Below are 26,645 nucleotides of genomic sequence, written 5' to 3'. Positions count from 1 at the left end.
CTTCCCATCCCGAACAGGTCCGTGAAACGACTCCGCGCCGATGATAGTGCGGATTACCCGTGTGAAAGTAGGTCATCGCCAGGCTCTTACAATGCAAAACCCCTCGACAGCGTGTGCTGCGAGGGGTTTTTGCTTTGTGGCGGTGGATTTCCATGCGCGAAGACCAGCCTGTTACCGCCCGACCGTAAGAAGCCCGCCCGTTTGATCTTGAGCAAGCACTATATATAGTGCCTGATAAATAATGCTGTCCCATATCTAGTGTTTTTGGGGCTGCGATGGGATCAAATCTTCACAGGACGCTCGTTGACGTCGAATCGTCCGTCAACGAGTACTTGAATCGCGAGGACTGGCGCGTCAACGCCAATGCAAACCAGGGATACTCGCTCGGCGGGCTGATCCTCAACGTGGCGGGCAAGGTCACCGCGAACTACTGGCTGTCCCATGTCTACGCGCCGGAGGCCGGGGCAGCTCATCGCGAGGGCGACCTTCACATCCACGACCTGGACATGCTGTCCGGCTACTGCGCCGGCTGGTCGCTGCGCACGCTCCTGCATGAAGGGTTGAACGGCGTGCCCGGCAAGGTGGAAGCCGCGCCGCCCCGGCATATGTCGAGCGCGGTCGGCCAGATCGTGAACTTCCTCGGCACCATGCAGAACGAATGGGCCGGGGCCCAGGCGTTCTCGTCGTTCGATACCTACATGGCCCCCTTCGTGCGCAAGGACAGCATGTCCTACGCGGAGGTCAGGCAACACATGCAGGAACTGATCTACAACCTTAACGTGCCGTCGCGCTGGGGTACGCAGACTCCCTTCACCAACCTGACGTTCGACTGGACTTGCCCCGAAGACCTGAAAGAACAGGTGCCGGTGATCGGCGGCGAGGAAATGCCATTCCGCTACGGCGACCTGCAGGCCGAGATGGACGTGATCAATCGCGCCTATATCGAGGTCATGACGGAAGGCGATGCCCGGGGCCGCGTCTTCACCTTCCCGATTCCCACCTACAACATCACGCCGGACTTCCCGTGGGAGAGCGAGAATGCCGCGCGGCTTTTCGACATGACGGCGAAGTACGGCTTGCCGTATTTCCAGAATTTCGTGAACTCCGAGCTCAAGCCCAATATGGTGCGGTCCATGTGCTGCAGGCTCCAGCTCGATCTGCGCGAACTGCTCAAGCGCGGCAACGGCCTGTTCGGTAGTGCCGAACAGACCGGTTCGCTGGGGGTGGTCACCATCAACTGCGCTCGCTTGGGCTACCTGAACGCCGGCGACGAAGCCGGCCTGTTGCGGCGGCTCGATACCTTGCTCGATATCGGCCGTGATTCGCTCGAAGCCAAGCGCGAGGTGATCCAGAAACTGATGGACCAGGGCTTGTTCCCGTACACCAGGCGTTATCTCGGCACGCTGCGCAATCACTTCTCGACCCTCGGTGTGAACGGCCTCAACGAGATGATCCGCAACTTCACCGGCGATACCCACGACATCACCACGGAATGGGGGCGCGCCTTCGCGCTGCGCGTCCTCGACCATGTGCGCGCGCGCATCGTCGCGTACCAGGAAGCCACGGGCCATATGTACAACCTGGAGGCCACGCCGGCCGAGGGCACCACCTACCGCTTCGCGCGGGAGGACCGCAAACGCTGGCCCGACATTCTCCAGGCCGGCACGACCGGGCAGCCCTACTACACCAATTCCTCGCAGCTGCCGGTCGGCTTCACCGATGATCCATTCGAAGCACTGGCCCAGCAGGAAGCGCTGCAGGGCAGGTACACCGGCGGCACCGTGCTGCATCTCTACATGGGCGAGCGCCTGTCCAGCGGCGAGGCGTGCAAGCGCCTGGTACGCCGGGCGCTCGAGAATTTCCGGCTGCCCTACATCACGATCACGCCCACTTTCTCGATCTGCCCGACGCACGGCTACCTGGCCGGCGAGCACGTCTATTGCCCGAAGTGCGACGAGGACATTCTCGCGCGCAAACGCCTGCAGCGAGCCGCATAAACTTTCCAACCCCAGCAAGGAGAACCACCATGATCAGCCAACCCGAACGCCTGGAAGCCACCGTCGAACTCGAGGAACATGAACGCCAGCGCTGTGAAGTCTGGACGCGCGTGATGGGTTATCACCGTCCCGTGGCCAGCTTCAACACCGGCAAGAGGGGCGAGCACGCCGAGCGCCGCTTCTTTGCCGAGCAGCGCTGCCCGGCCTGATGCCATGGGTAGCCTGCGCATCGGCGGTCTGACGCCACTGACCAGCATCGACTTTCCCGGCCGGCTTGCCGCGGTGGTGTTCTGTCAGGGGTGCCCGTGGCGCTGCGGCTACTGTCACAACACCCACCTGATTCCGCCGCGCGGGCCGGACCCTCTGCCATGGAGTCGGGTGCTCGATTTCCTGGCGAGCCGGCGTGGACTGCTGGACGGCGTGGTGTTCTCCGGCGGAGAACCCACGCTGCAGGCATCGCTGCCGGACGCGGTGTGTGAAGTCCGTGCAATGGGATTCCAGGTGGCCCTGCACACCGCGGGCATGTACCCTGAGCGGCTGGCGTCAGTGCTGCCGCTGGTGGACTGGATTGGCCTGGACATCAAAGGACCGGCACATCGCTACGATGCGATCACCGGCACGCCCGGCAGCGGCTCCCGCGTGATGGCGTCGCTGGATCTTGTCGTGGCGAGCGGCGTGGACTACGAATGCCGCACGACGTGGGACCCGGCGCTGTTCTGCGAAGCCGAACTGGCCAGTCTCGTCGGTACGCTGGCGGCGCGCGGCGTCCGTCATTGGGCGTTGCAGCCGCGCGGCACGGCAGGCAGGCCGTGCGTGCCCGCGGCCGATATCGCCCGTCGCCTGGAAGCCGCATATCCCCGGGTCTCGATGCGCCTTTCTTCGGCCTGAGCGACACGCTGACTGTCCTAGCGTCGAACGGCCAATCGCGTCGCCACTCCGGGACCGAACGCCACTGTTCCGGCTGGCCACTACTCCGGCTGAATTCCCGCCTCCTTGACCACCTTTCCCCACTTCGCGAGGTCCGATCTGATCAACGCCGCGTACTCCTGCGGCGTGCCGCCTTGTACTTCGATACCGGCCGCTTCCAGCTTGGTGCGGACCTCCGGCAGTTTCAGCGCGGCGTTGATCTCGGTGTTGAGCTTGGCGACGATCGCCCTGGGCGTGCCCGCCGGCGCGAGGAAGCCGCCGTTGGTGCTGGCGTCATAGCCCTTGAGCCCTTGCTCTTCGGCGGTGGGGACATTAGGCAGCGCCTTGGAACGCTTGCGCGTGGACACGGCGAGGGCCCGCACATTGCCCGATTTCACCTGCTCCTGGATGGCGCTGATAGTGTCGATGTAGAGGGCGGTGCGGCCAGCAATGAGGTCAGGATGCGCTGCGGACGAGCCCTTGTACGGCACCAGCAGCACCGGCGCACCGCTGACCATGCGGAACATCTCGGCGGCCATCTCCTGCGCGCTGCCGCGACCGGACGTGGCCACCTTTGCTTCGGCCGGATTGGCCTTCATCCAGCTCACCAGTTCGGGCACCGTCTTCGCCGGCAGCTTGGGGTAGGCCGCGAACACCAGCGGGATCTCGTGCGTGTAGACGATCGGCTCGAAGCTTTTCTCGGGGTCCCAGCCCAGGTTCTTGAACAGGAACTTGTTGATGTTGTGGCTGCCGCCGACGATGCCGATCGTATAGCCATCGGGCTTGGCGTTGGCCAGCAACGCGGTGCCCAGGTTGTTGGATGCGCCGGGGCGGTTCTCGACGATGAACGGCTGGCCGAGCTTGACCGACAGCTTCTCGCCGACGACGCGGGCGATCAGGTCAATGCCGCCGCCGGCCGGTGCCGGGACGATGATGGTGACCGGACGCGCTGGATAGTTGCCTTGGGCACAGGCCACGGCGGGCGCCATCATCATGGCGGCGCAACCGGCCATCGGGCCGATCAGGGTGGCGAGTCTGCCGGGGGTGAATCGCATGGGGTGTCTCCGTCTGGATGCTGGTCAACTTCAGTCAACTCTGGTGGCGTCCCACGGATGCGAGGCCGTGGGAACGTGGTCGTCGAGGTCAGCCGCGGCCGACGAACGGCATGGCGCTGGCCATGACGGTCATGTTCAGGACGTTGGTGTCCAGCGGCAGCGATGCCATGTGGCGCACGGCATTGGCAACGTGGCTCGCGTCCATCATCGGTTCCGGCGCGACCGTGCCGTTGGCCTGCAGCACGCCGCGCGTCATGCGCTCGGACAGCTCGGTCAGCGCATTGCCGATGTCCACCTGGCCAGCGGCGATGTTGAAGGCGCGGCCATCGAGCGCCAGCGCCTTGGTCAGTCCCGTGACAGCATGCTTGCTGGCCGTGTAGGGCGCGGTGAACGGGCGCGGCGTGTGCGCGGAGATCGAGCCGTTGTTGATGATGCGACCGCCCTGCGGCGACTGGCGGCGCATCAGCGCGAACGCCGCACGGGCGCACAGGAACACGCCGGTGACATTGGTGTTGATGACGGCGAACCACTTATCCAGCGGCAGTTCGTCCATCGGCACGGCGGGCGCGTTGACGCCGGCGTTGTTGAACAGCAGGTCCAGCCGGCCGAACTCGCGCTCGATCGTATCGAACAGTGCCTGCACGCTGGCGGGATCGGTCACGTCGGCGGGCACGGCCATCGCGGCCTGCCCGCGTGCGGCGGCTTCGGCTGCCAGTGCCTGCAGCGGATCGGCACGCCGGCCGGCCAGCACGACGGTCCAGCCGTCTTCAAGCAGCGCGAGCGCGGTGCGGCGGCCTACGCCGCTGCCGGCACCGGTTACCAGGGCGATCTTTCGGGATGCGGTCAAGTTGGTCTCCAATGGATATTGTCTGCCGGTGGTGCAGGGCACGTCGGCTCAGGTTGTCAGGCTCATGGCAGGGCGCTCGCCAGCCAGCGCCTGCGCCACGCTGTCCAGCACCATCTGCGCCATGGCGCCGCGCGTTTCCCATGTGGCGCTGGCGCGGTGGGCCTGCAGCGTGGTGCGGTCCGACTGGCGCAGCGCCAACGGCACGCGCGGTTCATCGACGAAGACGTCGAGCCCGGCACCAGCGATGCGGCCCGCTTCGATGGCCCGCGCGAGGTCGGTCTCGTTGACCAGCCGGCCGCGTGCCACGTTGACCAGGTAGCCATGCGGGCCGAGCGCATCCAGCACCGCTGCATCGATGAGGCCCTCGGCCTTGTCGGCTGCCGCGCACAGCACCAGCGCGTCGCTCTCGCGCGCCAGTTCCAGCAGGTCGGCCACGAATGCATGAGGCACGTCGTCCATGGCGCGCAGGTCCGTATAGCGGATCGGACAACCGAACGCGGCCGCACGCGTGGCAACGGCGCGGCCCACGCGGCCCATGCCGACGATACCGACGCGCATGCCGCTGAACCGGCGCGCCAGCGGAATGGCGGACGGGGACGGGTGAAGTTCCCACTGGCCGTCGCGGACAAAGCGGTCGCCCGCGCAGAGGTTGCGGCAGGCCGCGATCAGCAGGCCGATGGCCAGGTCGGCCACATCCTCGGTCAGCGCGCCGAGCGTGGCGGTGACGGGCAGGCCGCGCTCGCGGCAATAGGCCAGGTCCACCGCGTCGGTGCCCACGCCGTTGACGGCCACTACCTTCAGCGCCGGCAACTGCTCCAGCATCGCGCGTGAAACCCCGGTGTGGCCGCCGGTGATGACGGCCTCGATGGACGAGCCATGCTCGCGCAGCCATGCGGCCTGGTCTTGAATCTCGAAGTACTTGTGGACCTCGTAGCGGGCGGCAAGCTTTTCATTGGTGGCGGGGATCAGGATCGGGTTCAGTTGCAGGATCTGCGGCTTCATGTGCGGTGTCTTGAGGCTTGGAAGAGTAGGGACATCGTAGGCAATAGTTGATTGAGTACGCAATATTGATATATAAAATCAATATAAATCAGTTCGAGCGAGTGATCGATGGGCGCCTGGATATCGATGGACGAGGCGTGCACGCGCCTGGGGGTGCGGCCGCAGACCGTGTATGCCTATGTCAGCCGCGGCAAGATCGAGGTCATGTCCGATCCGGCCGATACGCGCCGCAGCCTGTACCGCGCCGAAGACGTGGCGACACTGGCCAGGCGCAAGCAGGCCGGCCGCAAGCACGAGACCTTGGCAACCAACACGCTGTTCGGCTCGGAGCCCAGCATTCCGACGGCCATCTCCACCTTCGTGCGGGAACGGCTGTATTACCGCGGCCAGGATGCGGTGGCGCTGGCCGGATCGGCCACGCTGGAGGAGGCCGCGCATCTGCTGTGGGACGCGGACCGGCTGGCGGATTTTTCATCGTCGGCGCGGGTCGCACGGCCCGGACGCGTGGTGGCGTTCAAGACCCTGGCTGAACTGGCTGCCACGGGCCATTCCACGCACGGCCGCATGACGCGCGTGCTGCATGGCGAGTGCCAGAGCCTGGTGGGGCAGCTTGCCAACGCATTCGGCGCGCAGCCGGGGCAGCCGCCGCTGCATATCCGGCTCGCGCAGGGTTGGGGACAGCCGGCGCCGGTGGCCGAACTGCTGCGGACCGCCATGGTCCTGCTGGCCGACCACGAGCTGACGAGTTCCGCGTTTGCCGCGCGCATCGCCGCGTCCACCGGCGCCTCGCTGCCGGCCTGCCTTCTGTCCGGCCTGACCACGCTGTCCGGCCCCTTGCACGGCGATGCGTCGGGACGAGTGAAGGCGCTGTTCAGCGAACTGGAGCGGCAAGGCGAGGACGAGGTCATCGCCCATCACCTGTCGACCGGCCTGCCGCTTGCCGGCTTCGGCCATCACCTTTATCCCGAAGGCGACCCCCGTGCGAAGGCGCTCCTGAATTTGTTCGAACCACCGCCGGTGATCGCGCGCTTTATCGAAAAGGCGACGCGCCTGACCGGCCTGCAGCCGAACATCGACGTGGCGCTGGCGGCCCTGGTGACGCACTACGGACTGCCGGAGGATGCCGCATTCGGCATGTTTGCGACGGCGCGCAGTGTGGGGCTGCTTGCGCACAGCCTGGAGCAGTTGACCGTCGGGCAGGTCATCCGTCCGCGGGGGCGCTACGTCGGGGTGGCGCCTGGGCGGGAATAAGGCCGGAGTCCGGCCGCCGTCACCCGGGCGCGCGACAGAGCCCTATGGTAAGGTTGGCGAGACAAGCTCATGGCAATCATGGTGATACATGGGCGGCACTTATTTGCTGTTTGGAGAATGACGCAGCGTGAGTGATGCAAAACAGGACCCGCGGCGCACGCAGCGGGCCGAGAAAGTCGAAAACAGCAGGGCATTGCGCCTGAGCGTGCCGCAGGAGGCCAGGCCTGCGCCGGTCAGCCGGAAAGAGTGGCTGCGGCAAAGGAAGGAGCAATTGCAGGCTGCCCGTGCCGCTGCCAGGCAGAGGCGCCAGCTGCTGAAGGCCGAAATCATGTCGGCCGCGCGCGATATCGCGCGTGAGGAGCGCGTTGCCGCGCGGCTGGAAGCCGATCGCCTGAAGGCCAATGCGAAGACCGAGCGGACCTTCGCGCGGGAGGACGAACGCGCTGCCGCCAAGTTCGAGCGCGGCCAGCCCGCCCGCCCGGCGTCAAAACGAAAGACGCTTGCCAGGGAGAAACGCAAGCTGGTTTCCTACACTGACCTGCTGCGCATGCGCGGGTGATCAGGCCCGGCCGGGCCTGCGACCTGCCACCTTGTCATGCACGTGCGGTGGCTCAGGTCGCGCAGACTTGCTCGGCGCCCGCGTCTTCATTTTCCGCTTTGTCCGTTTTCTCCGTCAGGGACTCATGCATCGAGAGCGCCTGCAGACCCCGCTGCAGATCGTCGATCAGGTCCTGCGGGTCCTCCAGCCCCACATGCAGACGCACTGCCTGTCCGTGGTACGGCCAGCGTGAGCCGGTGCATCCCTTGCCCGGCGTGAACGGGATCGCGAGGCTTTCATAGCCACCCCAGGAAACACCCAGGCCGAAATGCTCGAGCGCGTCGATGAAGGCCGCGAGCGACGCCTTCGCGTTCGTACGCAGCACCACCGAGAAGAGGCCGCAGGCGCCGGTAAAGTCGCGCTTCCATAGTGCGTGTCCCGGGTGGGATGGCAATGCGGGATGCAGGACGGCCTCGACCTGCGGCTGCCGCTCCAGCCATTGGGCGACATGCAGGCCGGATTGCCAGTGGCGCTGCAACCTGACGGCCAGGGTACGCAGGCCGCGCAGGGCCAGGTAGATATCATCGGGGCCCGCGGTCTGCCCCACGTCATGCGTCGTCTGCCTGACCAGAGGCCAGGTGTCCCGATTGCAGGTCACCACGCCGAGCATGGCGTCGGAATGTCCCACGATGTATTTCGTGGCGGCCTGGATCGAGACGTCGACGCCATGCGCGAACGGCTTGAAGTAGAGCGGCGTCCCCCAGGTGTTATCCATGACGACATAGGCACCGTGCTTGTGCGCCGCTGCGCAGATGGCGGGAATGTCCTGGATGTCGAGGGTCTCGGAACCCGGCGATTCCACATAGACGACGCGAGTATTGGGCCGGAACATCGACTCGATCGGCTTGCCGTCAACCGGATCATAGGTCTCGACTTCGACGCCGAAGCGCGCCATGACGCGCTCCAGGAAGGCGCGTGTCGGCGAATAGGCGCTGTCGCTCACGAGGACGTGGTCGCCTGCCGACAGCAGGGCAGTCAGCGCCGTACTGATCGCGGCAAGGCCCGAAGGAAACACCAGCGATCGATACCCGCCTTCGAGGGCGGCAATGGCTTCTTCGAACGCATGCGTGGTGGGCGTGCCATAGCGGCCGTAGGTCGTGGCTCCCGGCTCTTCCGCGGCGCGCGCGCGCTTCATCTCTTCCCATTCGGCCATCGACCCCGCGAGGATGGTCGATGCCCGGAAGATCGGGGTATTCACGACGCCGCCGAAACGCTCCGGATGGCGGCCGGCACAAACGAGTTGGGTGCTTTCCTTCATGGGATCTCCTTGGCAATACGATGCGGCATCCGCGTTTGCGTGTGCCGCCGGGATATCTGACAAGCCGGCAGATGGCTAACGGGAGGCCGCCTGGAGCGAGTCGCGATAGGCGAACAGCGCCGGTGCGCCGCCGGTATGCAGGAACAGCAGAGGGCCGTCGCCATCGAAGCGTTTGCGCTTCGCGCCGTCGAGCAAACCAGCCATCGCTTTCCCCGTATAGACGGGGTCGAGCAGCACCCCTTCCGTGCGGGCGAGCAAGCGGATGGCATCGAGCGCAGCCTGGTCAGGTTCGCCATAGCGCGGCAGGAAGTATTCGTCCCACAGTTCGACCCGCAGATCAGCCGGCACTTCGACGTCGAGCAGATCCGCCGTTCCGTCGATCAGCCCTGTCACCTTGGGCGCCTGCGCTTCGACGGTTCGCGAAACGGTGACACCGATGACCTGCGTATCGGGCATGGCATGGGCGAGTGCCAACGCGAGCCCGCCGTGGGTTCCGGCACTGCCTGACGCCAGCACCACGGCCGAGAATGAAATGCCCATCGCCTCGGCTTGCTGCGCAAGTTCCAGGCCGGCATGCACATAACCCAATGCGCCAAGCGGATTGGACCCGCCGATCGGAACGATGTAGGGCTTGTATCCGTCGCCATGCAGTCGTTCGGCCAGCGATTGCAGCTGCGCATCGGCGTTGTCGAGCGTAGCAACCGGTTCACCGTGCGCGTCGAACAGGTCGAGCAGCAGGCGGTTGCCGCTGTGCAGGTAGTCGACGTCGGCGGTGCCGGTGGGGTTTTCCAGCAACGCGTGGCAACGCAGTCCGAGACGGGCTGCGACGGCGGCGGTCTGCCGGACATGATTCGACTGAATCGCGCCGGCTGTCACCAGCGTATCGGCACCGCGGCGCAAGGCATCGGCCGCCAGGAATTCGAGCTTGCGCAGCTTGTTTCCGCCAAAGGCGAGCGGCGTGGTGTCATCGCGCTTGATATAGACATCGCGGCCGAGCATGCGGGACAAGCGATCGAGCTTCTGCAGGGGTGTGACCGCGCCAACCAGATCGAGGCGGGGGAATGAAGCAATGCGATCAGCAATGCGATCCGAGATTTTCATGGGTTTGGACTCTGAGGAGGTAACAGGCAAGGCAGGTGCCGTCGGGGAGTTACCCCCGACTTCTGTCTTCATGCCAGCCAGCGCGCCTGCATCAGTGCAGGATTTTCGCCAGGAATTCCTTTGCACGGGCCGACTTCGGGTCGCCGAAAAAGGCTTCCTTGCCAGCGTCTTCAACGATGGCGCCGCCATCCATGAAGATCACGCGGTTGGCGACCTTCTTCGCGAACCCCATCTCGTGGGTGACGCAGATCATCGTCATGCCTTCGCGGGCCAGTCCGGTCATGACGTCGAGCACCTCGTTGATCATTTCCGGGTCGAGGGCCGACGTGGGTTCATCGAACAGCATGGCGACAGGATCCATCGACAAGGCGCGCGCGATGGCAACGCGCTGTTGCTGTCCGCCGGAAAGCTGCGCGGGGAACTTGGCGGCATGCGTCTTCAGCCCGACGCGCTCCAGCAGCCTCAAGCCCTTCTCACGGGCCTCGTCCTTGCCGCGCTTCAGCACCTTGACCTGCGCCAGCGAAAGGTTGTCGAGAATGCTCAGGTGCGGGAACAGCTCGAAATGCTGGAACACCATGCCGACCCGCGAGCACAACCGGGCAAGGTTGATCTTCGGATCTCCGACGCTGACGCCGTCCACACTGATCCGGCCCTGCTGGAACGATTCAAGCCCGTTCACCGTCTTGATCAGCGTCGACTTCCCGGACCCCGACGGGCCGCAGATGACCACGACCTCGCCTTTCTCCACACGCGTGCTGCATGCATCCAGCACCTTGAACTGACCGTACCATTTCGATACGCCTTCGAGGGCAATCATTGTTTTGTCTCCTGCTTGCATTTGGTTCTTGCAGCGCTTTGCCGGATCGCCGGATCAGCGTGTCACGCGCAGCGTCAGCCGCGCCTCGACGCGCCGCTGCACCCACGACAATCCCGTGCTGAGCAGCCAGTAGATGGCCGCCACCGACAGGTACAAGGGAAGCGGCTGGAAGGTGGAGGCAATGATCTCCTGCGACGATCTCAGCAGCTCGGTCACGGTGATGACCGACACCAGCGAGGTGTCCTTGATCAGGCTGATGAGCGTATTGCCGAGGCTCGGCACGGCCAGCCGCAAGGCCTGGGGGCAGACGATGTAACGCAGCGTCTGCAGATGGCTCAGCCCGAGGCTGTGCGCCGCGCTCCATTGCCCGCGGCTGATGCCCAGGATCGCGCCGCGCATGCTCTCCGAGAGGTAAGCGCCGGCATTGGCCGTGAGGGTCAGGATGCCCGCGCTGGTCGGGTCGAGGGAGATGCCAAGGTCCGGCAGGCCATAGTAGACGACGAACATCTGCACCAGCAGCGGCGTACCGCGCATGACGCTGACATAGGCGCGCGCCATGCCACTGAGGACAGGGCTGGCACTGATGCCCATGATGGCGACGACGATCCCGACCAGCAGGCCGAAGATCATCGAGGCCAGGGCAAACTTCACGGTGATCGCGGCGCCTTGCAGGAGCACCGGCGAGGCATGAATTATCAGATCAAAAGGGCTCATGATGCGATCCATTGCTGTGGCCAGGCATGCCCGCACCTGGCGGGACGGGCGTGTTGTCAGGCGTGGCGGTGATTACTGTGCGAGGGGTTGGCTGGCATCGGTGCCAAGCCACTGGATGGACAGCTTGCGCAAGGTGCCGTCCTGCTGCAGCGTGTTCAGGGCGTCGTCGATCGCCTTGGCGAACCTGGGATTGCCCTTGCGGTAGGGAATTCCCATCTCGAGCTTGGTGCCGGCCAGCAGCGCGCCGGTACGTAGCGGCAGGTTCGCGTTCTTGATCAGGTATGGCAGCATCAGGCGATCATTGAGCGCGGCATCGATGCGGCCGGCCGCGAGGTCACGCAGGTTTTCCGAGGTGCCCGGATAGGTCTGCACCTGGATGCCGGACACCGATTTCGCCAGCTCGGCATAGTTGCTGCCCAGCGTGACGCCGACGGATTTGCCCTTCAACGCTTCCAGCGACCCGAACTCGCGCTTGTCGTCGCTGCGCTGAAGCACCTGCACGGCGGAATAGACGTAGGGCTGCGTGAAATCGAGCGCCTGCCTGCGTGCCGGCGTCATGCTGACCTGGTTGACGATGATGTCGAACTTGCCGGCCTGCAGGCCCGCGATGATGCCGCTCCACTCGGTGGTGACGAACTGAGCCTTGAGGCCCATCTTGTCCGCCACCGCCCTGGCCACCGCGACATCAAAGCCATCGAGCTGGCCCTGGCTGTTTCGGTAGCCAAACGGAGGGTACGTGCCCTCCATGCCGACCTTCAGGACGCCGCTGGCCTTGACGGTGTCCAGCAGGTCTTCAGCCTGCACGGCCGGTGCGGTGAAACCGAGGACGGTCGCGAGCAGCGCGCCTTGCAACAGCGATTGCAGAAGCTTCATGCCTTGTCTCCAATGTGGTTATAGGTTTTGTCGAAGGGTCGAATCAGTGCCCGCCAGGTTCCGTGCAACGGCTTTCCTGATCGGTGATGGAACCTTCGCCGGCCTCGAGATCGTCGTCTCGTCGTGACGACGGGTCGTCCTGGCCGTGAGGGAAATCGTAGTGATCCGTCTGAGGAAAAAACTTTCAAAAGGTCATAAGGTGAAGCCCTTTCGTAGAATTTTTTTCTCCACGTATCGGGTTAATGGCAACGGCGTTCTGGATATCCGGCATGAAGCGCAAGGAGCCTCTCCCGCTGGCATTGGCTTCGCTAGCCGGGCCATCGGGACACGCCAACCGGCGCGGCGTGGCTTGGGGCCGCCGCCGCGCACATCGCTGGCCCGGCTCCTGGCTTCAGTCGTGGCCATGAGCTGACCGGTCGGGTAATGCTCAGGAAGCCGGACGCGCTACGCCATATTGCGACGACAGGTATCGACGGATCTGGTCGGGAGAATCGATGAACCGGGTCTGGCCGTACGCGCGGACCTCCACGCTGTTGTCGACCGGCGCTCGTCCGGCGCCGAGCACCAGCACGGGGGCGGACTGGTTGGCTTCGCCGATCAGTTCGACAATCGCCTGGCGCGGTCGCGGCGCATCGATGTACTCGACGTCGATCTCGCTGCGCAGTTGCGGGAAGAAGCTGAGCAGGCCTTCGACAGCAATGGCATCGCCGCAGTAGAAGGGGCCTTCCGCGCCCTGATAGAAGCCGGGGCGGAGCATCAGTAGCTTGTCTTTCACGTTGTCTCTCACTATGGGTTGATGGTTGAAGTGGGTGGTGTACGTCCTTCTCTTTGCTTGCCGGGCCGCGAACCACCGGACAAAGGATAGGGGCGGCTAGGTAAACCCACTAGTGGCACGAACGACAATTAACGTCCGGATCATGCCAAAATCGGCCGCATGGTGAGTCGCGTGAAAGATGGCGCGTCAAGCCTCCTCGCCGGATGGCCCCAACAGCTGTTTCAATCGATCTCTTTCGTGCCGAAGAACAAAGCGCAATCCAATGCCAATGGCGGGCTGGTAGCCGTCGTCGTCTACGATGGCCTGAGCCTTTTTGAATATGGCTGCGCCGTTGAAGTATTCGGCCTGCCCAGGCCGGAAATGGGCGACGAGTGGTATCGCTTTGCGACCTGCTCGGCCGATTCCGGGACATTGCGCGGGGCGGGTGGCATCCAGGTGCAGGCCGACAGCGGCCTGGAGCTGCTGTCGAAGGCGAAGACGATCATCATCCCCGGGTGGCGCGGGATCGAAGCCGATGTGCCGGATGCGCTTTGCCGCGCCTTGCGCAAGGCGAACAGGCGCGGGGCGAGAGTCATGTCGATCTGCACCGGCGCCTTTGTATTGGCCGCCGCGGGATTGCTCGACGGCAAGCGGGCGACTACGCACTGGCGTCATGCGGCAGCCCTCGCGCAGCGGTATCCGGAAGTGCGGGTGGAGGCAGACGTGCTCTACGTCGATGCCGGCGATGTCCTGACCTCGGCCGGAAGCGCCGCGGGAATCGACCTGTGCCTGCACCTGATTCGCCGGGACTTTGGTCCTCGCGCTGCCAATCAGGTCGCGCGTCGGCTGGTCATGCCCCCACACCGTGAAGGCGGTCAGGCCCAGTACATTGCGGAGCCGGTCTCGAGGCGCAGCAGCGCGTCGCTCGCCCCCCTGCTGGACGCGGTGCGCGCAACCCTAGGAGAAGACTGGCCGATTGTCAGGATGGCGGAGCAGGCGGCAATGAGTGCCCGCACCTTCCAGCGCCACTTCGTCAACATGATGGCCATGCCCCCCGGGGAATGGCTGCTGATCGAACGGGTAGGCCGGGCCAGGGTGTTGCTCGAAGAAACCGGCCTATCGCTGGACGATATCGCGGTGCAGGTGGGCTTCGGCGCCGCAGCCACATTGCGCAATCATTTCCGCACCCGGCTTGGAACCAGTCCCGGTGACTACAGGCGGCGTTTCAGTGCGTCCGAGGAGCATTGATTCCGGCAAACGGCGGATCAGGCTTGCGGAGTGGCGGTCGTGCTTCCTTGCGGTGGCGGGGCGCAGACTTCACCCGAGCGTGCCGCCGAGCTTGGCGCTGATCGCCTGGGCCGCTCCACGTACCGTGGGAATCAGTGAGCGCAGGCGCGCCTCATCGGTGGAATCGGTGGTGCCCGTGACGCTGACGGCTGCCACGGTCTTGCCGCTGGCATCGCGGATCGGTACCGCGACGCAGCGGATGCCCGGTGCGTTCTCTTCCAGGTCGAACGCGTAGCCGCCTTGCGCGTAGGCGTGCATGCCGGCCAGCCAGGTCTCAAGCGGCAAGTGGATGTTGCCGCGCTCGGCATCGTACTGGTAGCGGGTGCGCCACGACGCCTCGCCTTCGTCGAGGATCAGCGCCTTGCCCACGCCAGTGCAGCAGACAGGCTTGCGTCCACCGATGCGCGAATTGACGCCGATCGGACGCTGGGCGTCGATCTTGTCGAGATAGATGATCTCGTCGCCGTCGAGCATGGCGAGGTGAACGGTATCGCGCGTCTCGCCGGCAAGCTGTTCGATGTTCTGCCTTGCGCTGCGCGCAATGTCGGAATCGCGGTAAGCGGCGAAGCCAAGCTCCAGCAGGCGGGTGCCCAGGCGATAGCCACGCCGGGGTTCGAATTGCAGGTAGCGGGCCTGCACCAGTGCCGAGGCCAGGCGATGGGTGGTGCTGAACGCCACACCGGTGCGGTCGGCGATTTCCTGCACGGACTGGCAGCCGTCGGCAACGGCGTCGACCACATCCAGTCCGCGAAACAGCGTCTGGCTGGCCAGGGTTCGAGTGGGGTTTGGCGTTCTTGACATGGCATGAAGTGTAACGCCGCCGGCGGGTGGCCCACCAGCGGCGCAACGCTGCTGCTTAGTCGTCAAGGGCCTCGCCGCTGCGATCCTTCGTGGCGCTGACGGCAATCAGCGAGATCACGCCGCAGGCGATGATGAACAGGCCCACCGGCAGGTAGCTGCCGCTGTAATGGGCCAGCAGCGCCGTGGCAATCAGCGGCATTGGGCCGCCGACAATCGCGGCACCCACCTGATAGCCGAGCGACACGCCCGTATAGCGCACATCGGGCGGGAAGCTCTCGGCGAAGAAGGTGCCGAGCACCGATCCGTAGATCGGCCACACCAGCGCAAAGCCGACGATCACCGCGAGGGCGCTCAGCCAGACCGATCCCTGGTTCATCAGCCAGAAGAAGGGCAGCACGTAGACCATGGCCGCCACCGTGCCGATCAGGAACAGCTTTTTGCGGCCGATGCGATCCGACAGTCCGCCGTACACCAGCATCATCGGCGAGCCGACGATGGCGGCGGCCAGCACCATGTTCAGCGCATCGACGCGCGCATAGTGCAGCCCGACGAGGTAGGACACGGTGAACGTGGCGAACAGGAAGAACGTCGAGGTCTCGATGAACTTGGCGCCGATCACGATCAGCACGGCACGCCAGTGGCGGGTCAGCGTTTCGGCCAGCGGGACCTTCTTCTCGGTGCGGGTCGCCATGACACGCTTGAACGACGGCGTTTCATCGACGTTATTGCGGATCCACATGCCGAGCATCACGAGCACGATGGACAGCACGAACGGAATGCGCCAGCCGTAGGCGAGGAACGTCGTTTCCGAGAACGCCGTGCTGAGCGCGGCGGTGATCAGGTTGCCGAGTGCCAGGCCGATCAGCGCGCCGATCTGCGGCACGGCACCGTAGAAGCCGCGCCGGTTGGGTGGCGAGTACTCCACGGCCAGCAGCAGGCCGCCGCCCCATTCGCCGCCAAGCGCCAGGCCTTGCAGCAGGCGCAGCAGCGTCAGCAGGATCGGCGACCAGATGCCGACGCTTTCATAGGTCGGCGTCAGGCCAATCAGCACCGTTGACAACCCCATGATGGCCAGCGTCACCGCCAGCGTCTTCTTGCGGCCGATGCGGTCGCCGATGTGGGCAAACACGATGCCGCCCAGCGGCCGGATCAGGAACGCGAGCGCGAACGATGCCAGTGCCAGCAACTGGCTGGTGACCGGATCGTCGGACGGGAAAAACAGCTTGCCGAACACCGTGGCCGACATCGTCCCATAGAGAAAATAGTCGTACCACTCGATGGTGCTGCCGACGGCGCTGCCCATCAGCGCGCGGCGGCGGTCGCTGCCGGAGATCAGGCTGTCCCTGGATGCCTGCGATGCTGTAAATCCGCCCACTTGCGGGCTGGTCTCACTTTGTCTCATTGTCTTCCTCTGCTTGTTCGCATGCCCGGGGCATCTTGTGATGCCCGGGCGGCCCTGCCTTACCCGTTCTTGAGCAGATCCAGCGCAACGTCGACGATCATGTCTTCCTGGCCGCCCACCATGCGGCGCTTGCCCAGTTCGACGAGGATGTCCACGGCCTTCAGGCCGTACTTGTTCGCGGCGACTTCGGAGTGGCGCAGGAAGCTGGAATACACGCCGGCATAGCCGAGCGCCAGCGTTTCCCGATCCACGCGGACCGGGCGGTCCTGCAGCGGGCGCACGATGTCGTCGGCGGCGTCCATCAGCTTGTACAGGTCCGTACCGTGCTCCCAGCCCAGGCGCTCGATGGCGGCGATGAACACTTCCAGCGGTGCGTTGCCGGCGCCGGCGCCCATGCCGGCCAGCGATGCGTCGATGCGATCGCAGCCCTCTTCCACGGCCACGATCGAGTTGGCCACGCCCAGCGACAGGTTGTGATGGGCATGGATGCCCGTGTGCGTGTCCGGATCGAGTACCGCCTTCAGCGCACGGAACCGGTCGCGCACGTCCTGCATGCCCAGCGCGCCGCCCGAGTCCACCACGTAGATGGTGGTGGCGCCGTACGCTTCCATCTTCTTCGCTTCGACGGCGAGGTTTTCCGGCGTGGTCATGTGGCTCATCATCAGGAAGCCCACGGTGTCCATGCCGAGCTCGCGCGCGCGTTCGATGTGCTGGCGCGACACATCGGCTTCCGTGCAATGCGTGGCGACGCGGACGATGCGCGCGCCGGCCTTGTAGGCATTTTCAAGATCGTGGATCGTGCCGATGCCGGGCAGCAGCAGCGTGGCGATCTGCGCGTGTTCGATCTCGCCGGCGACCGCCTCGATCCATTCGAGATCGGTGTGGGCGCCGAAGCCGTAGTTGAAGCTGGAGCCCTGCAGGCCGTCGCCGTGTGCCACTTCGATCGAATCCACCCGTGCCTGGTCCAGCGCGCGGGCGATGTCCTTGACGTTCTGGATCGAGTACTGGTGACGGATGGCGTGGCTGCCATCGCGCAGCGTCACGTCGGAGATATAAAGGTTCTTGCCGGGGTTGAAAGCCATGGCGTGTCTCCTCAGGCGTTCAGTGCGCATTGCGCCATGCGCTCGGCGGTGGCGAGCGCGGCGGAAGTCATGATGTCGAGATTGCCGGCGTAGGCGGGCAGGTAGTGCGCCGCGCCTTCCACCTCCAGGAACACCGAGGTCTTGAGGCCGCTGAAGCGGCCCAGGCCCGGAATGTTCAGCGGTGCGTCGGGTGCGATCACGTCGAACTGCACGCGCTGCTTGAGCCGGTAGCCCGGCACATACGCCTGCACGGCGGCGGCCATGTCGTTGATCGAGGCTTCGACTTCGGTCTGGTTGGCGGCATCGCTCAGCACGTAGACGGTGTCGCGCATGATCAGCGGCGGTTCCGCCGGGTTCAGCACGATGATGGCCTTGCCCTTGGCCGCGCCACCGATGACCTCGATGGCCTTCGACGTGGTCTCGGTGAATTCGTCGATGTTGGCGCGCGTGCCCGGTCCGGCCGACTTGCTGCTGATCGACGCGACGATCTCCGCGTAGTGCACCTTCGCCACGCGCGACACCGCGGCGACCATCGGAATGGTGGCCTGTCCGCCGCAGGTGACCATGTTCACGTTGCGCGCGTCGAGACGGGCTTCCAGGTTGACCACCGGCACGCAGTACGGGCCAATGGCCGCCGGCGTCAGGTCGATCATGCGGATGTCCGGCTTCACCTCGCGCAGCCGCGCGTCGTTCCTGATGTGGGCGCCCGCGCTGGTGGCGTCGAACACCACGTCGATGTCCTGGAATACGGGAAGGTTCAGCAAGCCTTCCACGCCGTCATGCGTGGTGGCCACGCCCATGCGGGCGGCGCGCGCGAGGCCGTCCGACGCGGGGTCGATGCCGACCATGGCGCCCATTTCCAGGTGTTTGCCGTGGCGCAGGATCTTGATCATCAAGTCCGTGCCGATATTGCCCGATCCGATGATCGCGGCCTTCAGTTTTCGATTTGCCAATGGAGCCTCCGTCCTCGGGGCCGCCTTGGCGGCGAACCCCCTTTCTGTGAAGTGCTGTGTGTCGCAGGCCAGGACATTGCCGTCGGGGGACGGGAATGCGCCTGCGCTGCGACGCAAGATTACTCCTCGGATTCTTAAATATCAATATGTAAGATTAACTCTCATATATTGAGAAATAATGTGGAGAAGGGGCTGCGTCAAAACGGACAAGGTACCTATCTGGTCACGTGGCAAGACAAGTGAGCTGGTGAGCTATCTGACAACGCATCGAATCACGGGGCCATTTCCCGGGCGTCGCAGAGGGGTTTGTATCCCTTGCAGCACCTGTGGCATCGAATCGAATAAATGCCCGCTAGCAAAAGTTTCACTTCGCCTCGCGTCGCTGTCGTGGAGAATGGCATTCACTGTGGCTGCGGCTGTGCCACAAGACGGGCATTCGGGCGGGGCAGTCAGTACGCGCAAGCTGGCCTTCCATGCAACGCCTGATCGCGCGCGTCCGCCGGACCGAGGTGGATGAGGTGGACATTGCGCGTTGGTGTCCGGTGAAACCAAGGGCCGTTCCAACGGAGAACTTCATGGCACGCATCAAAGCTCTGAGCTTGCTTGTTGTCACGCTGGCAGCGTGCAGCACCACGCCGCCGCAGTCTTCCAACCCGCCGGCGAGTCCTCCGGCGCAGGCCGCCGCCCCGGCGCAGACGCCGGCAGGCACCGCGCCGGCCGATGCCAAAGCCGTCGATCCCGCGGCCATCCAGGCACTGGACAACATGGGCAAGTACCTGCAAACGCTGAAGCAGTTCGAGGTGATGATCGAACTGTCGGGCGAGAGAGTGCTGGCGGACGGCCAGAAGCTTCAGCACAGCGCGAACGCGGATCTCGACGTGCAGCGGCCGAACAAGATCCGTGCCCAGATGCGCACCGCCAACTCGAGTCGCGATCTCATCTATGACGGGAAGACCGTGACGCTCTACGCGCCTGCGCAGAAGTACTATTCGCAGGCCAAGTTCGATGACAACCTGGGCGTGCTTGCCCACCGCCTGCGCGATCGCTACGGGGTTGAACTCCCTTCGGCCGACCTGTTCCTGTGGGGCACCGACGCCGCGCCGCTCGACAACATGCAATCGGCGATGAACGCCGGCCAGGACTTCGTCGGCGGCGATGTCTGCGACCACTACGTGTTCCGGCAGGGCCAGATCGACTGGCAGATCTGGATCGCCACCGGAGCCCGGCCGCTGCCACGCAAGCTGGTCATCACCAATCGCGCCGACGAGGCCCGGCCTCAGTCGGTCACGCTCTACAAGTGGAAGCCGAATGCGAAGTTCGGCAACGATGTCTTCGCGTTCAAGCCGCCGCAGGACGCCAAGGTGGCGGAATTCGTTCCCGTCAAGCCCCGGTAAAGGAGCGATGCCATGACATACATATCCTGCAAGCGATTCGTGGTAAGTCTGGCCGTCCTGGGGCTGGCGACGGCCGGGTGGACGCTCCCGGCGCAGGCGCGACAGGGCGGCGAGCGTGGCGGCGGCGCTCATGCCGGCGGCGCACGGGGTGGTGGTGGTGGTGGTGGTGGTGGTGGTGGTGAGGCGCGCGGCGCGCGGCAGGTCGACAACCAGCGCGCCGACGCGCGGACCAACAATGTCCGCAGCACCAGCGTGAACAACGTCAATACCAGCCGCAACACCAACGTCAACTCCAATCGCAACGTGAACGTGAACGTCAACAACAACAGCGGATGTTGCGGCTGGGACAACGGCTACCATCCGGTGGCAACGGCCGCGGCCGTGACGGCCACCGTGGCGGTCACGTCGGCAGTGGTGGGCTCCATGGTCCGAACCGTGCCGACGGGCTGCGTGCCGGTGAACTATGGCGGCATGGTGTACCAGCAATGCGGCGCTACCTGGTACGCGCCGCAGGGATCGCAGTATATGGTGGTCAGCCCGCCATACTGACGGACCGGAACAGGGCGGGGCAGCCAGTCCGCTCAGCCCCTGAGCGCTGGCGCCCGCCCTTCGAGCCCTGATCGCGACATCATGCCCGGTGTAGCGTGACGTACGCCATGCGATGGCATAGCCATCGGCACGGCCTATACTGCGGAGGCGAAACGCGCCGCCAGACCCATGGCTCCGGTGGCGGCCAGCTTCGACACGACCGACAGGAGCGTTCATGCTTTTACCCATGATCCGCGCGCTGAGCGCCGCCGCGGCGATCGCGATGCTGCTGGCCGCGGCATCATCGGCAGCGTTCGCCGCGCCGCCCGCGGATAGCCGGCCCATGGTGCTGGATACCCAGGGCGGCATCAGCGACGGCAAGCGCGGCGGCGCCGAGCTCCGGACCACACCGCAGGCGCAACGCGGCGCGGGATCGCAGCCGGCCATGGCACCGGAGGCCGCGCAGTATCCGCTCGTGGTCGCGCCGTACATCGAGGTGCCCGGTGGCGGGCCGAGGCCTCCTTATCCTTCGCCGCGTCCGAGGCCAACACCGCATACGCCGTAATCCGGCATGAAAGCTGGCCGCCCGCGCAGCGCCGGAGCGGTCAATCGGCAGCAGCGCCGGGCCGCGGCCTTGGCGGACCGCTTGCCGGAACATCCCACCATGACGGCAACATGTCCTGCACCTCGGGGCGCGTGTAGCGGTCATCGATCAGCCAGACCACGCCGCGGTCCTGCCGGGTGCGGATCACGCGGCCGGCCGCCTGCACCACCTTGCGCAGGCCCGGATACAGGTAAGCGTAGTCGTAGCCATAGCCCTGGCCGAAGGCGGCTTCCATCCGCTCGCGCAGCTGTTCGTTGACCGGGTTCACCTGCGGCAGGCCCAGCGTGGCCACGAATGCGCCAATCAGCCGATCGCCGGGAAGATCGACGCCTTCCGAGAACACGCCGCCCAGCACCGCGAAGCCAATGCCCTGGCCGCCTGGCGCGAACGCATCCAGGAATGCCGACTGCCCGGCCTCGGTCATGCCGCGTGCCTGCGACCAGGTCGGAATATCGGGATGGCGTTCGGCCAGCATGGCGGCGGCCTGCTGGAGATAGTCATGGCTGCTGAAGAAAGCCAGGTAGTTGCCGGGGCGCTGCGCGAACTGTTCGGCCATCAGTGCGACGATGGCCGGCAGCGAACGTTGCCGGTGGGCATAGCGCGTGGAGATATGGCGCGCGACGTGCACGTCGAGCTGCTCCGCCTGGAATGGCGACGGCACCTCCACCCACACGGCACTGCCCGGCACGCCCAGCAGGTTGCCGTAGTAGTCGGCCGGCTGCAGCGTGGCCGAGAACAGCGTGGTCGAATGCGCGCCCGCGAAGCGCGGTGCAAGGTACGGCGCGGGCAACAGGTTGCGCACGCACAGCGCGGCATCCACGCCGCTGCGGTGGCGCGGCGTGCGCGTGATATCGAACAGCGAATGCTTGCCGCCGTACTCGGTCATCTGTTCGGACAGGCGCAGGAAGTGCATCGCATCGAAATAGAAGCGCTCGAGCGTGGCGTCGTGCCGCTGCGGTTGCTCGCTCATGTCGTCGATGATGGCGGTGCATAGCCGGGCCAGCGCCTCGATGAACGCGGCGGGTTCCTCATCGCGGGTTTCGTAGGCGGCCTCGCCGGAGCTGGCGAGCGTGTTCCATTGCCGGTAGACGCGGTTCATCTCGCGCTTCAGCGTGCCCGGCGCGGACAGCCGCACGCCGCGGAAGACGGCATGGTCGAGCGTGACCGTGTACATGGCCCGGCCGCGTTCGACCAGGTTGTGCGCTTCGTCCACCAGCACGCTGACGCGCCATTCGTTCAGCGCGGCCAGCGCATACAGCATGGCGCTGCGGTCGAAATAATAGTTATAGTCGGCCACCACCAGGTCGCTCCAGCGGATCATCTCCTGGGCAAGGTAGTAGGGACAGACCTCGTGCGTGCGCGCGATCTCGCGCACGGTGTGGCCATCGAGCAGCGCCGCGCGGCTGGCGGCGTCGCGCGCGGCGGGCAGCCGGTCGTAGAAGCCTTTTGCCAGCGGACACGAGTCGCCGTGGCAGGCCAGGTCCGGATGCTCGCACGCCTTGTCGCGCGCCACCAGTTCCAGCACACGCAGCGGCGCGTCACCGGGCTGGCGGCGCAATTGCGTGGTGGCCTGCAGCGCGACGGCGCGGCCCGTCGAACGCGCCGACAGGAAGAAGATCTTGTCGATGCGCTGCGTGGGCATGGCCTTCAGCGCCGGGAACACGGTGCCAATCGATTTGCCGATGCCGGTCGGCGCCTGTGCCAGCAGCGTGCGGGCGCCGGCGTTGGCCTTGTAGACCGATTCGGCCAGCAGGCGCTGCCCGTCGCGGAAGGTGGCGTGGGGAAAGCGCAGTGCCTGCAGCCCCGCATCGCGATCGCTGCGATGAGCAACTTCCCGCTCGGCCCATTGCATGAAGCGGCGGCAGCTGTCCTCGAAGAACGCACGCAGCGTCGCCGCGTCGCAGCGTTCCTTCAGCACGCGCTCGCGCTGGCTCAGGATGTCGAAATACACCAGCGCCACGTCGATCTGCGCGAGGTTGCGCGCTTCGCACAGCAGCCAGCCGTAGATCTTCGCCTGCGCCCAGTGCAGCGCCTGGTGGTTCTGCGGAATCGCGGCCTTGTCGCCGCGCACGGTCTTGATTTCTTCGACGCGGTTGGCCACGGGATCGTAGCCATCGGCGCGGCCGCGCACGCGCAGGCCTTCGAACTGGCCCGACAACGCCACCTCGGACTCATAGCCAGGCCCGCGGCGGCTGGTGACCACGCCGTGGCCCGCCACGCCTTCCTGCCCGGTGGGCGAGGGCGTGAAGCGCAGGTCGAGGTCGCCCGCCTTGGCCGTGAATTCGCACAGCGTGCGAACGGCGACGGTATAGCGGGGCGGATCGGTTGGCGTGGCGGACAAGGCGCGGAACGGGCAGAGGATTGCGGGGCTGTATGAATATACAGTGATCCGGCGCTGGCGGAAATATGCAATCAGCGTGTTCCCGACTTGCGGCGGGCAGCCTCCGCGCGATCACCGGGAATCCCCCGATATCGTGACATACCCTATAAACACTACATACAAATCATGCACTTACAGCAATTGTAATTACAGATTACGTATCTTATACTCCGCCCGGTTGCGCGACACCTTAATCAAAACGCCTCAAATCGAAGGACACAAGGACAAGGAGACCCCGTCATGCAATCGACAAGCACCGCCACGACGATGGCGATTCCGCGCAGCAGCGTGCGCTGGAAAATCTTCCTGATGATGCTGCTGCTGGTCGCCATCAACTACATCGACCGTGCGTCGCTGTCGGTGGCCATGCCGTTGATCGCGAAGGAGTTCGACCTGAGCCCTGCCATGCAGGGGCTGATCCTCAGTTCATTCTTCTGGACCTACGCATTCATGCAGGTGCCGGGCGGCATGCTGGCCGACAAGTACAAGCCGCGCATCGTGATTGCCTGCGCCACCGTGTTCTGGGGCTTCTTCCAGGCGATCGCGGCGGCCTGCACCAACGCCACCTCGCTGATGCTGACCCGGCTCGGGCTCGGCGCCGCCGAAGCGCCGATCTACCCGGCCGGCGGCAAGCTCAATGCCATCTGGATGACCAGGAACGAACGCGGCCGCGGCGCCACGCTGCTGGACGGCGGCGCACCGCTGGGCGCGGCGCTCGGCTCGCTCATCATCGCCGGGCTGATCAGCGAACTTGGGTCGTGGCGCCTGTCGTTCGTGGTGGCGGGTGTGGGCACGGTGCTGGCCGGCTTCGTGGCATGGTGGTACATCCGCAATTCGCCGCGCGAACACCGTGGCGTCAATGAACAGGAAGCCCGTCATATCGAGGACGCGCTTGCCCTGGAGCACAGCGAGGAGCCGGCCAATCTGAGCGGCCGTTCGCTGGACTTCTTCAAGTACCGCTCGGTCTGGTGCATGGCCGTCAGCTGGATGTGCTTCAACGCCGTGTTCTACGGCCTGTTGACCTGGATGCCCACCTACCTGAGCAAGGCGCGCGGCTTCGACCTCAAGCAGATGGGCGGCGCCAGCTTCCTCATCTTCTTCGCGGGCTTCGTCGGCGAACTGATCGGCGGCTGGATTGCCGACAAGTGGAAAGAAGCCGGGGGACGTCCCAACATCGTCATGCGCACGCTGTTCGGCATCGCCGCCGTGGTGGCCACGGTGTCGATCTTCTCGGTGGCCTATGTCACCGATCCCGTGCTGGTTGTCGTGCTGCTGTCCTCGACCCTGTTCTTCCTGCGCTGGTGCGGCCTGTTCTGGTCCGTGCCGTCGATGCTGGGCACCCGTAACAAGGTCGGCTTCCTCGGCGGCGTGATGAACCTGGGCGGCAACATCGCCGGCATCAGCGTGCCGATCATCGTCGGCCTGATCGTCCAGGCCACCGGCTCCTACTTCCTGGCGCTGATGTTCTTTGCCGCCTGCGGTGTCGGCCTGCTGCTCGCGTCCACCAGCATCGACTACGAGAAGAAGATCCCGGTCTGACGGCCGGAATCCGGCAAGCACCAGGGCGTCACGCGATCAATGGGCACCGCATTCGGCGCGGTGCCCGCATTTCCCGCTCTTTCAAGCCGTCAGGTCGGATGGTTTCGCCTCGGCATGCTGCCGCCGTCGTTGGTGCTGCCGCCGGACTGATTGCGTCTGGAATACCGCAGATACCGGTCGGCCATGTCCTTTGCGTAGGGGAGGCTGCGCATCGGCCAGCAAAAGCCGCACCGGGCCAATAGCCTCCATTAGCGCATTTCTGAAGAACTTTCAAACAAGGAAAACATGAGGCTCAAACTAATCGCCATTTCCGCCGGCCTGCTCGCATCGGCTGGCGCCCATGCCCAATCCAGCGTGACGCTTTACGGCGTGGTTGACGTCGGGATCGAATACCTGAATAGCGTCCCGAACGCGGCCAAGGCCAGTTCCAGTCTGGTGGCCATGCAATCGGGCAACCAGTCGGGTTCGCGCTGGGGCCTGCGCGGCGTAGAGGATCTGGGCGGCGGGCTGAAGGGCATCTTCACGCTGGAGAGCGGCTTCAGCACGGATGACGGAAAGATGGCCCAGGGCGGTCGGCTGTTCGGCCGCGCCGCATACGTAGGCTTGCAAAGCCGGTGGGGCCAGTTGACCCTGGGTCGCCACACGGCTCCGTTCTGGGATTTCTCTGGCGCATTCGACCCGATGGGCAACGCGGGTCGCTTCGCAATCGGCGCACAGGACCCGTTCATGCTTGGCCAGCGCGCAGACAACTCGGCCAAGTATGTCGGCAACTTCGGTGGCCTGACGGTGACCGGCCTGTACAGCTTCAACTACAACAACGCGGAAGTCCCCGGCAACTTCACCAATGGCCGCGAGTACTCGGTGATGGCCGTCTATGCCGCAGGCCCGTTCTCGATCGGTGCCGTGTACGACCAGACCAACCAGTCGTCCGCCGCCGCACTGTCAAGCAACCAGCTGATCCGTCGCGCGGCGCTTGCCGGCACCTATGCGTTTGGCCCGGCCAAACTCTATGCCGGCTACCGTTATGCGCGCTCGTTCAACGGCGCTTCCCTGCCAGGTACTGCCGGTGCGGCGAATACCTATGCCAACCTCGCCTGGGCTGGCCTGGGTTATCAGCTGACACCGTCGTTCTCGCTGACCGGAGCGGCGTACTACCAGAACCTCGCCAACGCTCACGTCGGCAACCCTTGGCAATTCGTTGCGACCGCCGACTATGTCTTGTCCAAGCGTACCGACGTGTACGCATCCATGGCTTACGCGGTGAACAGCAATGCACGCTCGGCGCTGGGCGTGAACGGCTTCAACGATGTGCTGGGTGCATCGTCAAGCGAGCAAGTGGTGCCAGGCAAGAATCAGTTCGGCGCTGTGGTCGGCGTTCGCCACAAGTTCTGAGCGCTCGCAAGTTTGCGCAATCAGCCCGGTTCTTCCGGGCTTTTTTTGCTCCATCTCCGATCCGCGTGATGCCGATTGGAAGTGCGGATTCAGATGGACAAGTTCGCATC

25 protein-coding genes and 1 rRNA gene are annotated in these 26,645 nt (G+C 65.1%); 12 read left to right on the top strand and 14 right to left on the bottom strand.

Annotation, left to right across the window (positions count from 1 at the left end):
• From rrf to KHO22_RS13525, 4 genes are all read left to right on the top strand, one after another.
• A 5S ribosomal RNA gene (gene rrf, locus KHO22_RS32935) occupies positions 1-84 on the top strand; the annotation flags it as partial.
• Positions 85-275: 191 nt separating this feature from the next.
• Positions 276-1,997 (top strand): ribonucleoside triphosphate reductase, encoded by a 1,722-nt coding sequence (locus KHO22_RS13535; RefSeq protein ID WP_211947641.1) that lies wholly within the window; start codon positions 276-278, stop codon positions 1,995-1,997.
• 29 nt (positions 1,998-2,026) lie between these two features.
• Entirely contained in the window at positions 2,027-2,206 is a 180-nt protein-coding gene (gene nrdD, locus KHO22_RS13530) for an anaerobic ribonucleoside-triphosphate reductase (RefSeq protein ID WP_211947640.1), read from the top strand.
• Positions 2,207-2,210: 4 nt separating this feature from the next.
• Positions 2,211-2,885, top strand: a complete 675-nt coding sequence (locus KHO22_RS13525) for an anaerobic ribonucleoside-triphosphate reductase activating protein (protein ID WP_211947639.1) — start codon at positions 2,211-2,213, stop codon at positions 2,883-2,885.
• A gap of 80 nt (positions 2,886-2,965) precedes the next feature.
• Here the strand turns inward: KHO22_RS13525 and KHO22_RS13520 are convergent, their stop codons facing one another.
• The 3 genes from KHO22_RS13520 to KHO22_RS13510 form a co-directional block, all read right to left on the bottom strand.
• On the bottom strand, positions 2,966-3,916 hold the full coding sequence (locus KHO22_RS13520) for a Bug family tripartite tricarboxylate transporter substrate binding protein (RefSeq protein ID WP_420839600.1): 951 nt from the start codon (positions 3,914-3,916) through the stop codon (positions 2,966-2,968).
• A gap of 130 nt (positions 3,917-4,046) precedes the next feature.
• The gene (locus KHO22_RS13515; RefSeq protein ID WP_211947637.1) at positions 4,047-4,805 is read right to left on the bottom strand and encodes an SDR family oxidoreductase; all 759 of its coding nucleotides are present in this window, start codon (positions 4,803-4,805) and stop codon (positions 4,047-4,049) included.
• 48 nt (positions 4,806-4,853) lie between these two features.
• Positions 4,854-5,807 (bottom strand): 2-hydroxyacid dehydrogenase, encoded by a 954-nt coding sequence (locus tag KHO22_RS13510; RefSeq protein WP_211947636.1) that lies wholly within the window; start codon positions 5,805-5,807, stop codon positions 4,854-4,856.
• Positions 5,808-5,915: 108 nt separating this feature from the next.
• Here KHO22_RS13510 and KHO22_RS13505 point away from each other — a divergent pair, with 108 nt between their 5' ends.
• Positions 5,916-7,058 carry a citrate/2-methylcitrate synthase gene (locus KHO22_RS13505; protein WP_211947635.1) on the top strand — a complete coding sequence of 381 codons (1,143 nt, stop codon included), beginning with the start codon at positions 5,916-5,918 and terminating at the stop codon, positions 7,056-7,058.
• A 127-nt stretch (positions 7,059-7,185) separates the two neighbouring features.
• Positions 7,186-7,617 (top strand): hypothetical protein, encoded by a 432-nt coding sequence (locus KHO22_RS13500; protein WP_211947634.1) that lies wholly within the window; start codon positions 7,186-7,188, stop codon positions 7,615-7,617.
• 52 nt (positions 7,618-7,669) lie between these two features.
• Here KHO22_RS13500 and metC read toward each other — a convergent pair whose 3' ends face one another.
• The 6 genes from metC to KHO22_RS13470 form a co-directional block, all read right to left on the bottom strand.
• Positions 7,670-8,914 carry a cystathionine beta-lyase gene (gene metC / locus KHO22_RS13495; RefSeq protein WP_211947633.1) on the bottom strand — a complete coding sequence of 415 codons (1,245 nt, stop codon included), beginning with the start codon at positions 8,912-8,914 and terminating at the stop codon, positions 7,670-7,672.
• A gap of 75 nt (positions 8,915-8,989) precedes the next feature.
• The gene (locus tag KHO22_RS13490; RefSeq protein ID WP_211947665.1) at positions 8,990-10,015 is read right to left on the bottom strand and encodes a D-cysteine desulfhydrase; all 1,026 of its coding nucleotides are present in this window, start codon (positions 10,013-10,015) and stop codon (positions 8,990-8,992) included.
• Positions 10,016-10,106: 91 nt separating this feature from the next.
• On the bottom strand, positions 10,107-10,832 hold the full coding sequence (locus KHO22_RS13485) for an amino acid ABC transporter ATP-binding protein (protein ID WP_211947632.1): 726 nt from the start codon (positions 10,830-10,832) through the stop codon (positions 10,107-10,109).
• Positions 10,833-10,886: 54 nt separating this feature from the next.
• Entirely contained in the window at positions 10,887-11,546 is a 660-nt protein-coding gene (locus KHO22_RS13480) for an amino acid ABC transporter permease (protein ID WP_211947631.1), read from the bottom strand.
• A gap of 72 nt (positions 11,547-11,618) precedes the next feature.
• Positions 11,619-12,419, bottom strand: coding sequence for a transporter substrate-binding domain-containing protein (locus tag KHO22_RS13475; protein WP_211947630.1), 801 nt, complete (start codon positions 12,417-12,419; stop codon positions 11,619-11,621).
• 427 nt (positions 12,420-12,846) lie between these two features.
• Entirely contained in the window at positions 12,847-13,194 is a 348-nt protein-coding gene (locus tag KHO22_RS13470; protein ID WP_211947629.1) for a DUF3088 domain-containing protein, read from the bottom strand.
• Positions 13,195-13,431: 237 nt separating this feature from the next.
• Here KHO22_RS13470 and ftrA point away from each other — a divergent pair, with 237 nt between their 5' ends.
• Positions 13,432-14,421 (top strand): transcriptional regulator FtrA, encoded by a 990-nt coding sequence (gene ftrA / locus KHO22_RS13465; RefSeq protein WP_211947664.1) that lies wholly within the window; start codon positions 13,432-13,434, stop codon positions 14,419-14,421.
• 69 nt (positions 14,422-14,490) lie between these two features.
• Here ftrA and KHO22_RS13460 read toward each other — a convergent pair whose 3' ends face one another.
• Genes KHO22_RS13460 through KHO22_RS13445 form a run of 4 tightly spaced genes read right to left on the bottom strand, consistent with a single transcriptional unit; the run spans position 14,491 to position 18,698 of the window.
• The gene (locus tag KHO22_RS13460; protein ID WP_211947628.1) at positions 14,491-15,261 is read right to left on the bottom strand and encodes an IclR family transcriptional regulator; all 771 of its coding nucleotides are present in this window, start codon (positions 15,259-15,261) and stop codon (positions 14,491-14,493) included.
• Positions 15,262-15,316: 55 nt separating this feature from the next.
• Positions 15,317-16,663 carry an MFS transporter gene (locus KHO22_RS13455; RefSeq protein ID WP_211947627.1) on the bottom strand — a complete coding sequence of 449 codons (1,347 nt, stop codon included), beginning with the start codon at positions 16,661-16,663 and terminating at the stop codon, positions 15,317-15,319.
• Positions 16,664-16,722: 59 nt separating this feature from the next.
• Positions 16,723-17,745, bottom strand: a complete 1,023-nt coding sequence (gene dmpG, locus KHO22_RS13450; protein ID WP_211947626.1) for a 4-hydroxy-2-oxovalerate aldolase — start codon at positions 17,743-17,745, stop codon at positions 16,723-16,725.
• Between the two features lie 11 nt (positions 17,746-17,756).
• On the bottom strand, positions 17,757-18,698 hold the full coding sequence (locus KHO22_RS13445; RefSeq protein WP_211947625.1) for an acetaldehyde dehydrogenase (acetylating): 942 nt from the start codon (positions 18,696-18,698) through the stop codon (positions 17,757-17,759).
• Between the two features lie 575 nt (positions 18,699-19,273).
• Between KHO22_RS13445 and KHO22_RS13440 the strand changes: the two genes are divergently transcribed.
• The 3 genes from KHO22_RS13440 (at position 19,274) to KHO22_RS13430 (ending at position 21,185) form a co-directional block, all read left to right on the top strand.
• Positions 19,274-20,092: a DUF2092 domain-containing protein gene (locus KHO22_RS13440; RefSeq protein ID WP_211947624.1), complete on the top strand. Its 819-nt coding sequence runs from the start codon at positions 19,274-19,276 to the stop codon at positions 20,090-20,092.
• Between the two features lie 12 nt (positions 20,093-20,104).
• Positions 20,105-20,641, top strand: a complete 537-nt coding sequence (locus KHO22_RS13435; RefSeq protein ID WP_211947623.1) for a hypothetical protein — start codon at positions 20,105-20,107, stop codon at positions 20,639-20,641.
• A 214-nt stretch (positions 20,642-20,855) separates the two neighbouring features.
• On the top strand, positions 20,856-21,185 hold the full coding sequence (locus KHO22_RS13430; protein ID WP_211947622.1) for a hypothetical protein: 330 nt from the start codon (positions 20,856-20,858) through the stop codon (positions 21,183-21,185).
• Positions 21,186-21,225: 40 nt separating this feature from the next.
• On the opposite strand, the gene KHO22_RS13425 is transcribed toward KHO22_RS13430, so the two are convergent.
• Positions 21,226-23,565, bottom strand: coding sequence for an ATP-dependent DNA helicase (locus tag KHO22_RS13425; RefSeq protein ID WP_211947621.1), 2,340 nt, complete (start codon positions 23,563-23,565; stop codon positions 21,226-21,228).
• A 279-nt stretch (positions 23,566-23,844) separates the two neighbouring features.
• Between KHO22_RS13425 and KHO22_RS13420 the strand changes: the two genes are divergently transcribed.
• Both KHO22_RS13420 and KHO22_RS13415 read left to right on the top strand, forming a co-directional pair.
• Positions 23,845-25,143, top strand: a complete 1,299-nt coding sequence (locus tag KHO22_RS13420) for an MFS transporter (protein WP_211947620.1) — start codon at positions 23,845-23,847, stop codon at positions 25,141-25,143.
• 285 nt (positions 25,144-25,428) lie between these two features.
• Entirely contained in the window at positions 25,429-26,535 is a 1,107-nt protein-coding gene (locus KHO22_RS13415) for a porin (RefSeq protein WP_211947619.1), read from the top strand.
• Positions 26,536-26,645 lie beyond the last annotated feature (110 nt).

Source organism: Cupriavidus yeoncheonensis (assembly GCF_905397275.1).
Lineage (GTDB): Bacteria > Pseudomonadota > Gammaproteobacteria > Burkholderiales > Burkholderiaceae > Cupriavidus > Cupriavidus yeoncheonensis.
The sequence above is the reverse complement of the archived record's forward strand: the minus strand, read 5'-3'. Positions and strand labels throughout refer to the sequence as shown.

Coding starts and splice junctions, on each gene's coding strand:
- KHO22_RS13535 (WP_211947641.1), top strand. CDS start 276: ATGGGATCAAATCTTCACAGGACGCTCGTTGACGTCGAATCGTCCGTC.
- nrdD (WP_211947640.1), top strand. CDS start 2,027: ATGATCAGCCAACCCGAACGCCTGGAAGCCACCGTCGAACTCGAGGAA.
- KHO22_RS13525 (WP_211947639.1), top strand. CDS start 2,211: ATGGGTAGCCTGCGCATCGGCGGTCTGACGCCACTGACCAGCATCGAC.
- KHO22_RS13520 (WP_420839600.1), bottom strand. CDS start 3,916: ATGGCCGGTTGCGCCGCCATGATGATGGCGCCCGCCGTGGCCTGTGCC.
- KHO22_RS13510 (WP_211947636.1), bottom strand. CDS start 5,807: ATGAAGCCGCAGATCCTGCAACTGAACCCGATCCTGATCCCCGCCACC.
- KHO22_RS13505 (WP_211947635.1), top strand. CDS start 5,916: ATGGGCGCCTGGATATCGATGGACGAGGCGTGCACGCGCCTGGGGGTG.
- metC (WP_211947633.1), bottom strand. CDS start 8,914: ATGAAGGAAAGCACCCAACTCGTTTGTGCCGGCCGCCATCCGGAGCGT.
- KHO22_RS13490 (WP_211947665.1), bottom strand. CDS start 10,015: ATGAAAATCTCGGATCGCATTGCTGATCGCATTGCTTCATTCCCCCGC.
- KHO22_RS13485 (WP_211947632.1), bottom strand. CDS start 10,832: ATGATTGCCCTCGAAGGCGTATCGAAATGGTACGGTCAGTTCAAGGTG.
- KHO22_RS13480 (WP_211947631.1), bottom strand. CDS start 11,546: ATGAGCCCTTTTGATCTGATAATTCATGCCTCGCCGGTGCTCCTGCAA.
- KHO22_RS13475 (WP_211947630.1), bottom strand. CDS start 12,419: ATGAAGCTTCTGCAATCGCTGTTGCAAGGCGCGCTGCTCGCGACCGTC.
- KHO22_RS13460 (WP_211947628.1), bottom strand. CDS start 15,261: ATGTCAAGAACGCCAAACCCCACTCGAACCCTGGCCAGCCAGACGCTG.
- KHO22_RS13455 (WP_211947627.1), bottom strand. CDS start 16,663: ATGAGACAAAGTGAGACCAGCCCGCAAGTGGGCGGATTTACAGCATCG.
- dmpG (WP_211947626.1), bottom strand. CDS start 17,745: ATGGCTTTCAACCCCGGCAAGAACCTTTATATCTCCGACGTGACGCTG.
- KHO22_RS13440 (WP_211947624.1), top strand. CDS start 19,274: ATGGCACGCATCAAAGCTCTGAGCTTGCTTGTTGTCACGCTGGCAGCG.
- KHO22_RS13435 (WP_211947623.1), top strand. CDS start 20,105: ATGACATACATATCCTGCAAGCGATTCGTGGTAAGTCTGGCCGTCCTG.
- KHO22_RS13430 (WP_211947622.1), top strand. CDS start 20,856: ATGCTTTTACCCATGATCCGCGCGCTGAGCGCCGCCGCGGCGATCGCG.
- KHO22_RS13420 (WP_211947620.1), top strand. CDS start 23,845: ATGCAATCGACAAGCACCGCCACGACGATGGCGATTCCGCGCAGCAGC.
- KHO22_RS13415 (WP_211947619.1), top strand. CDS start 25,429: ATGAGGCTCAAACTAATCGCCATTTCCGCCGGCCTGCTCGCATCGGCT.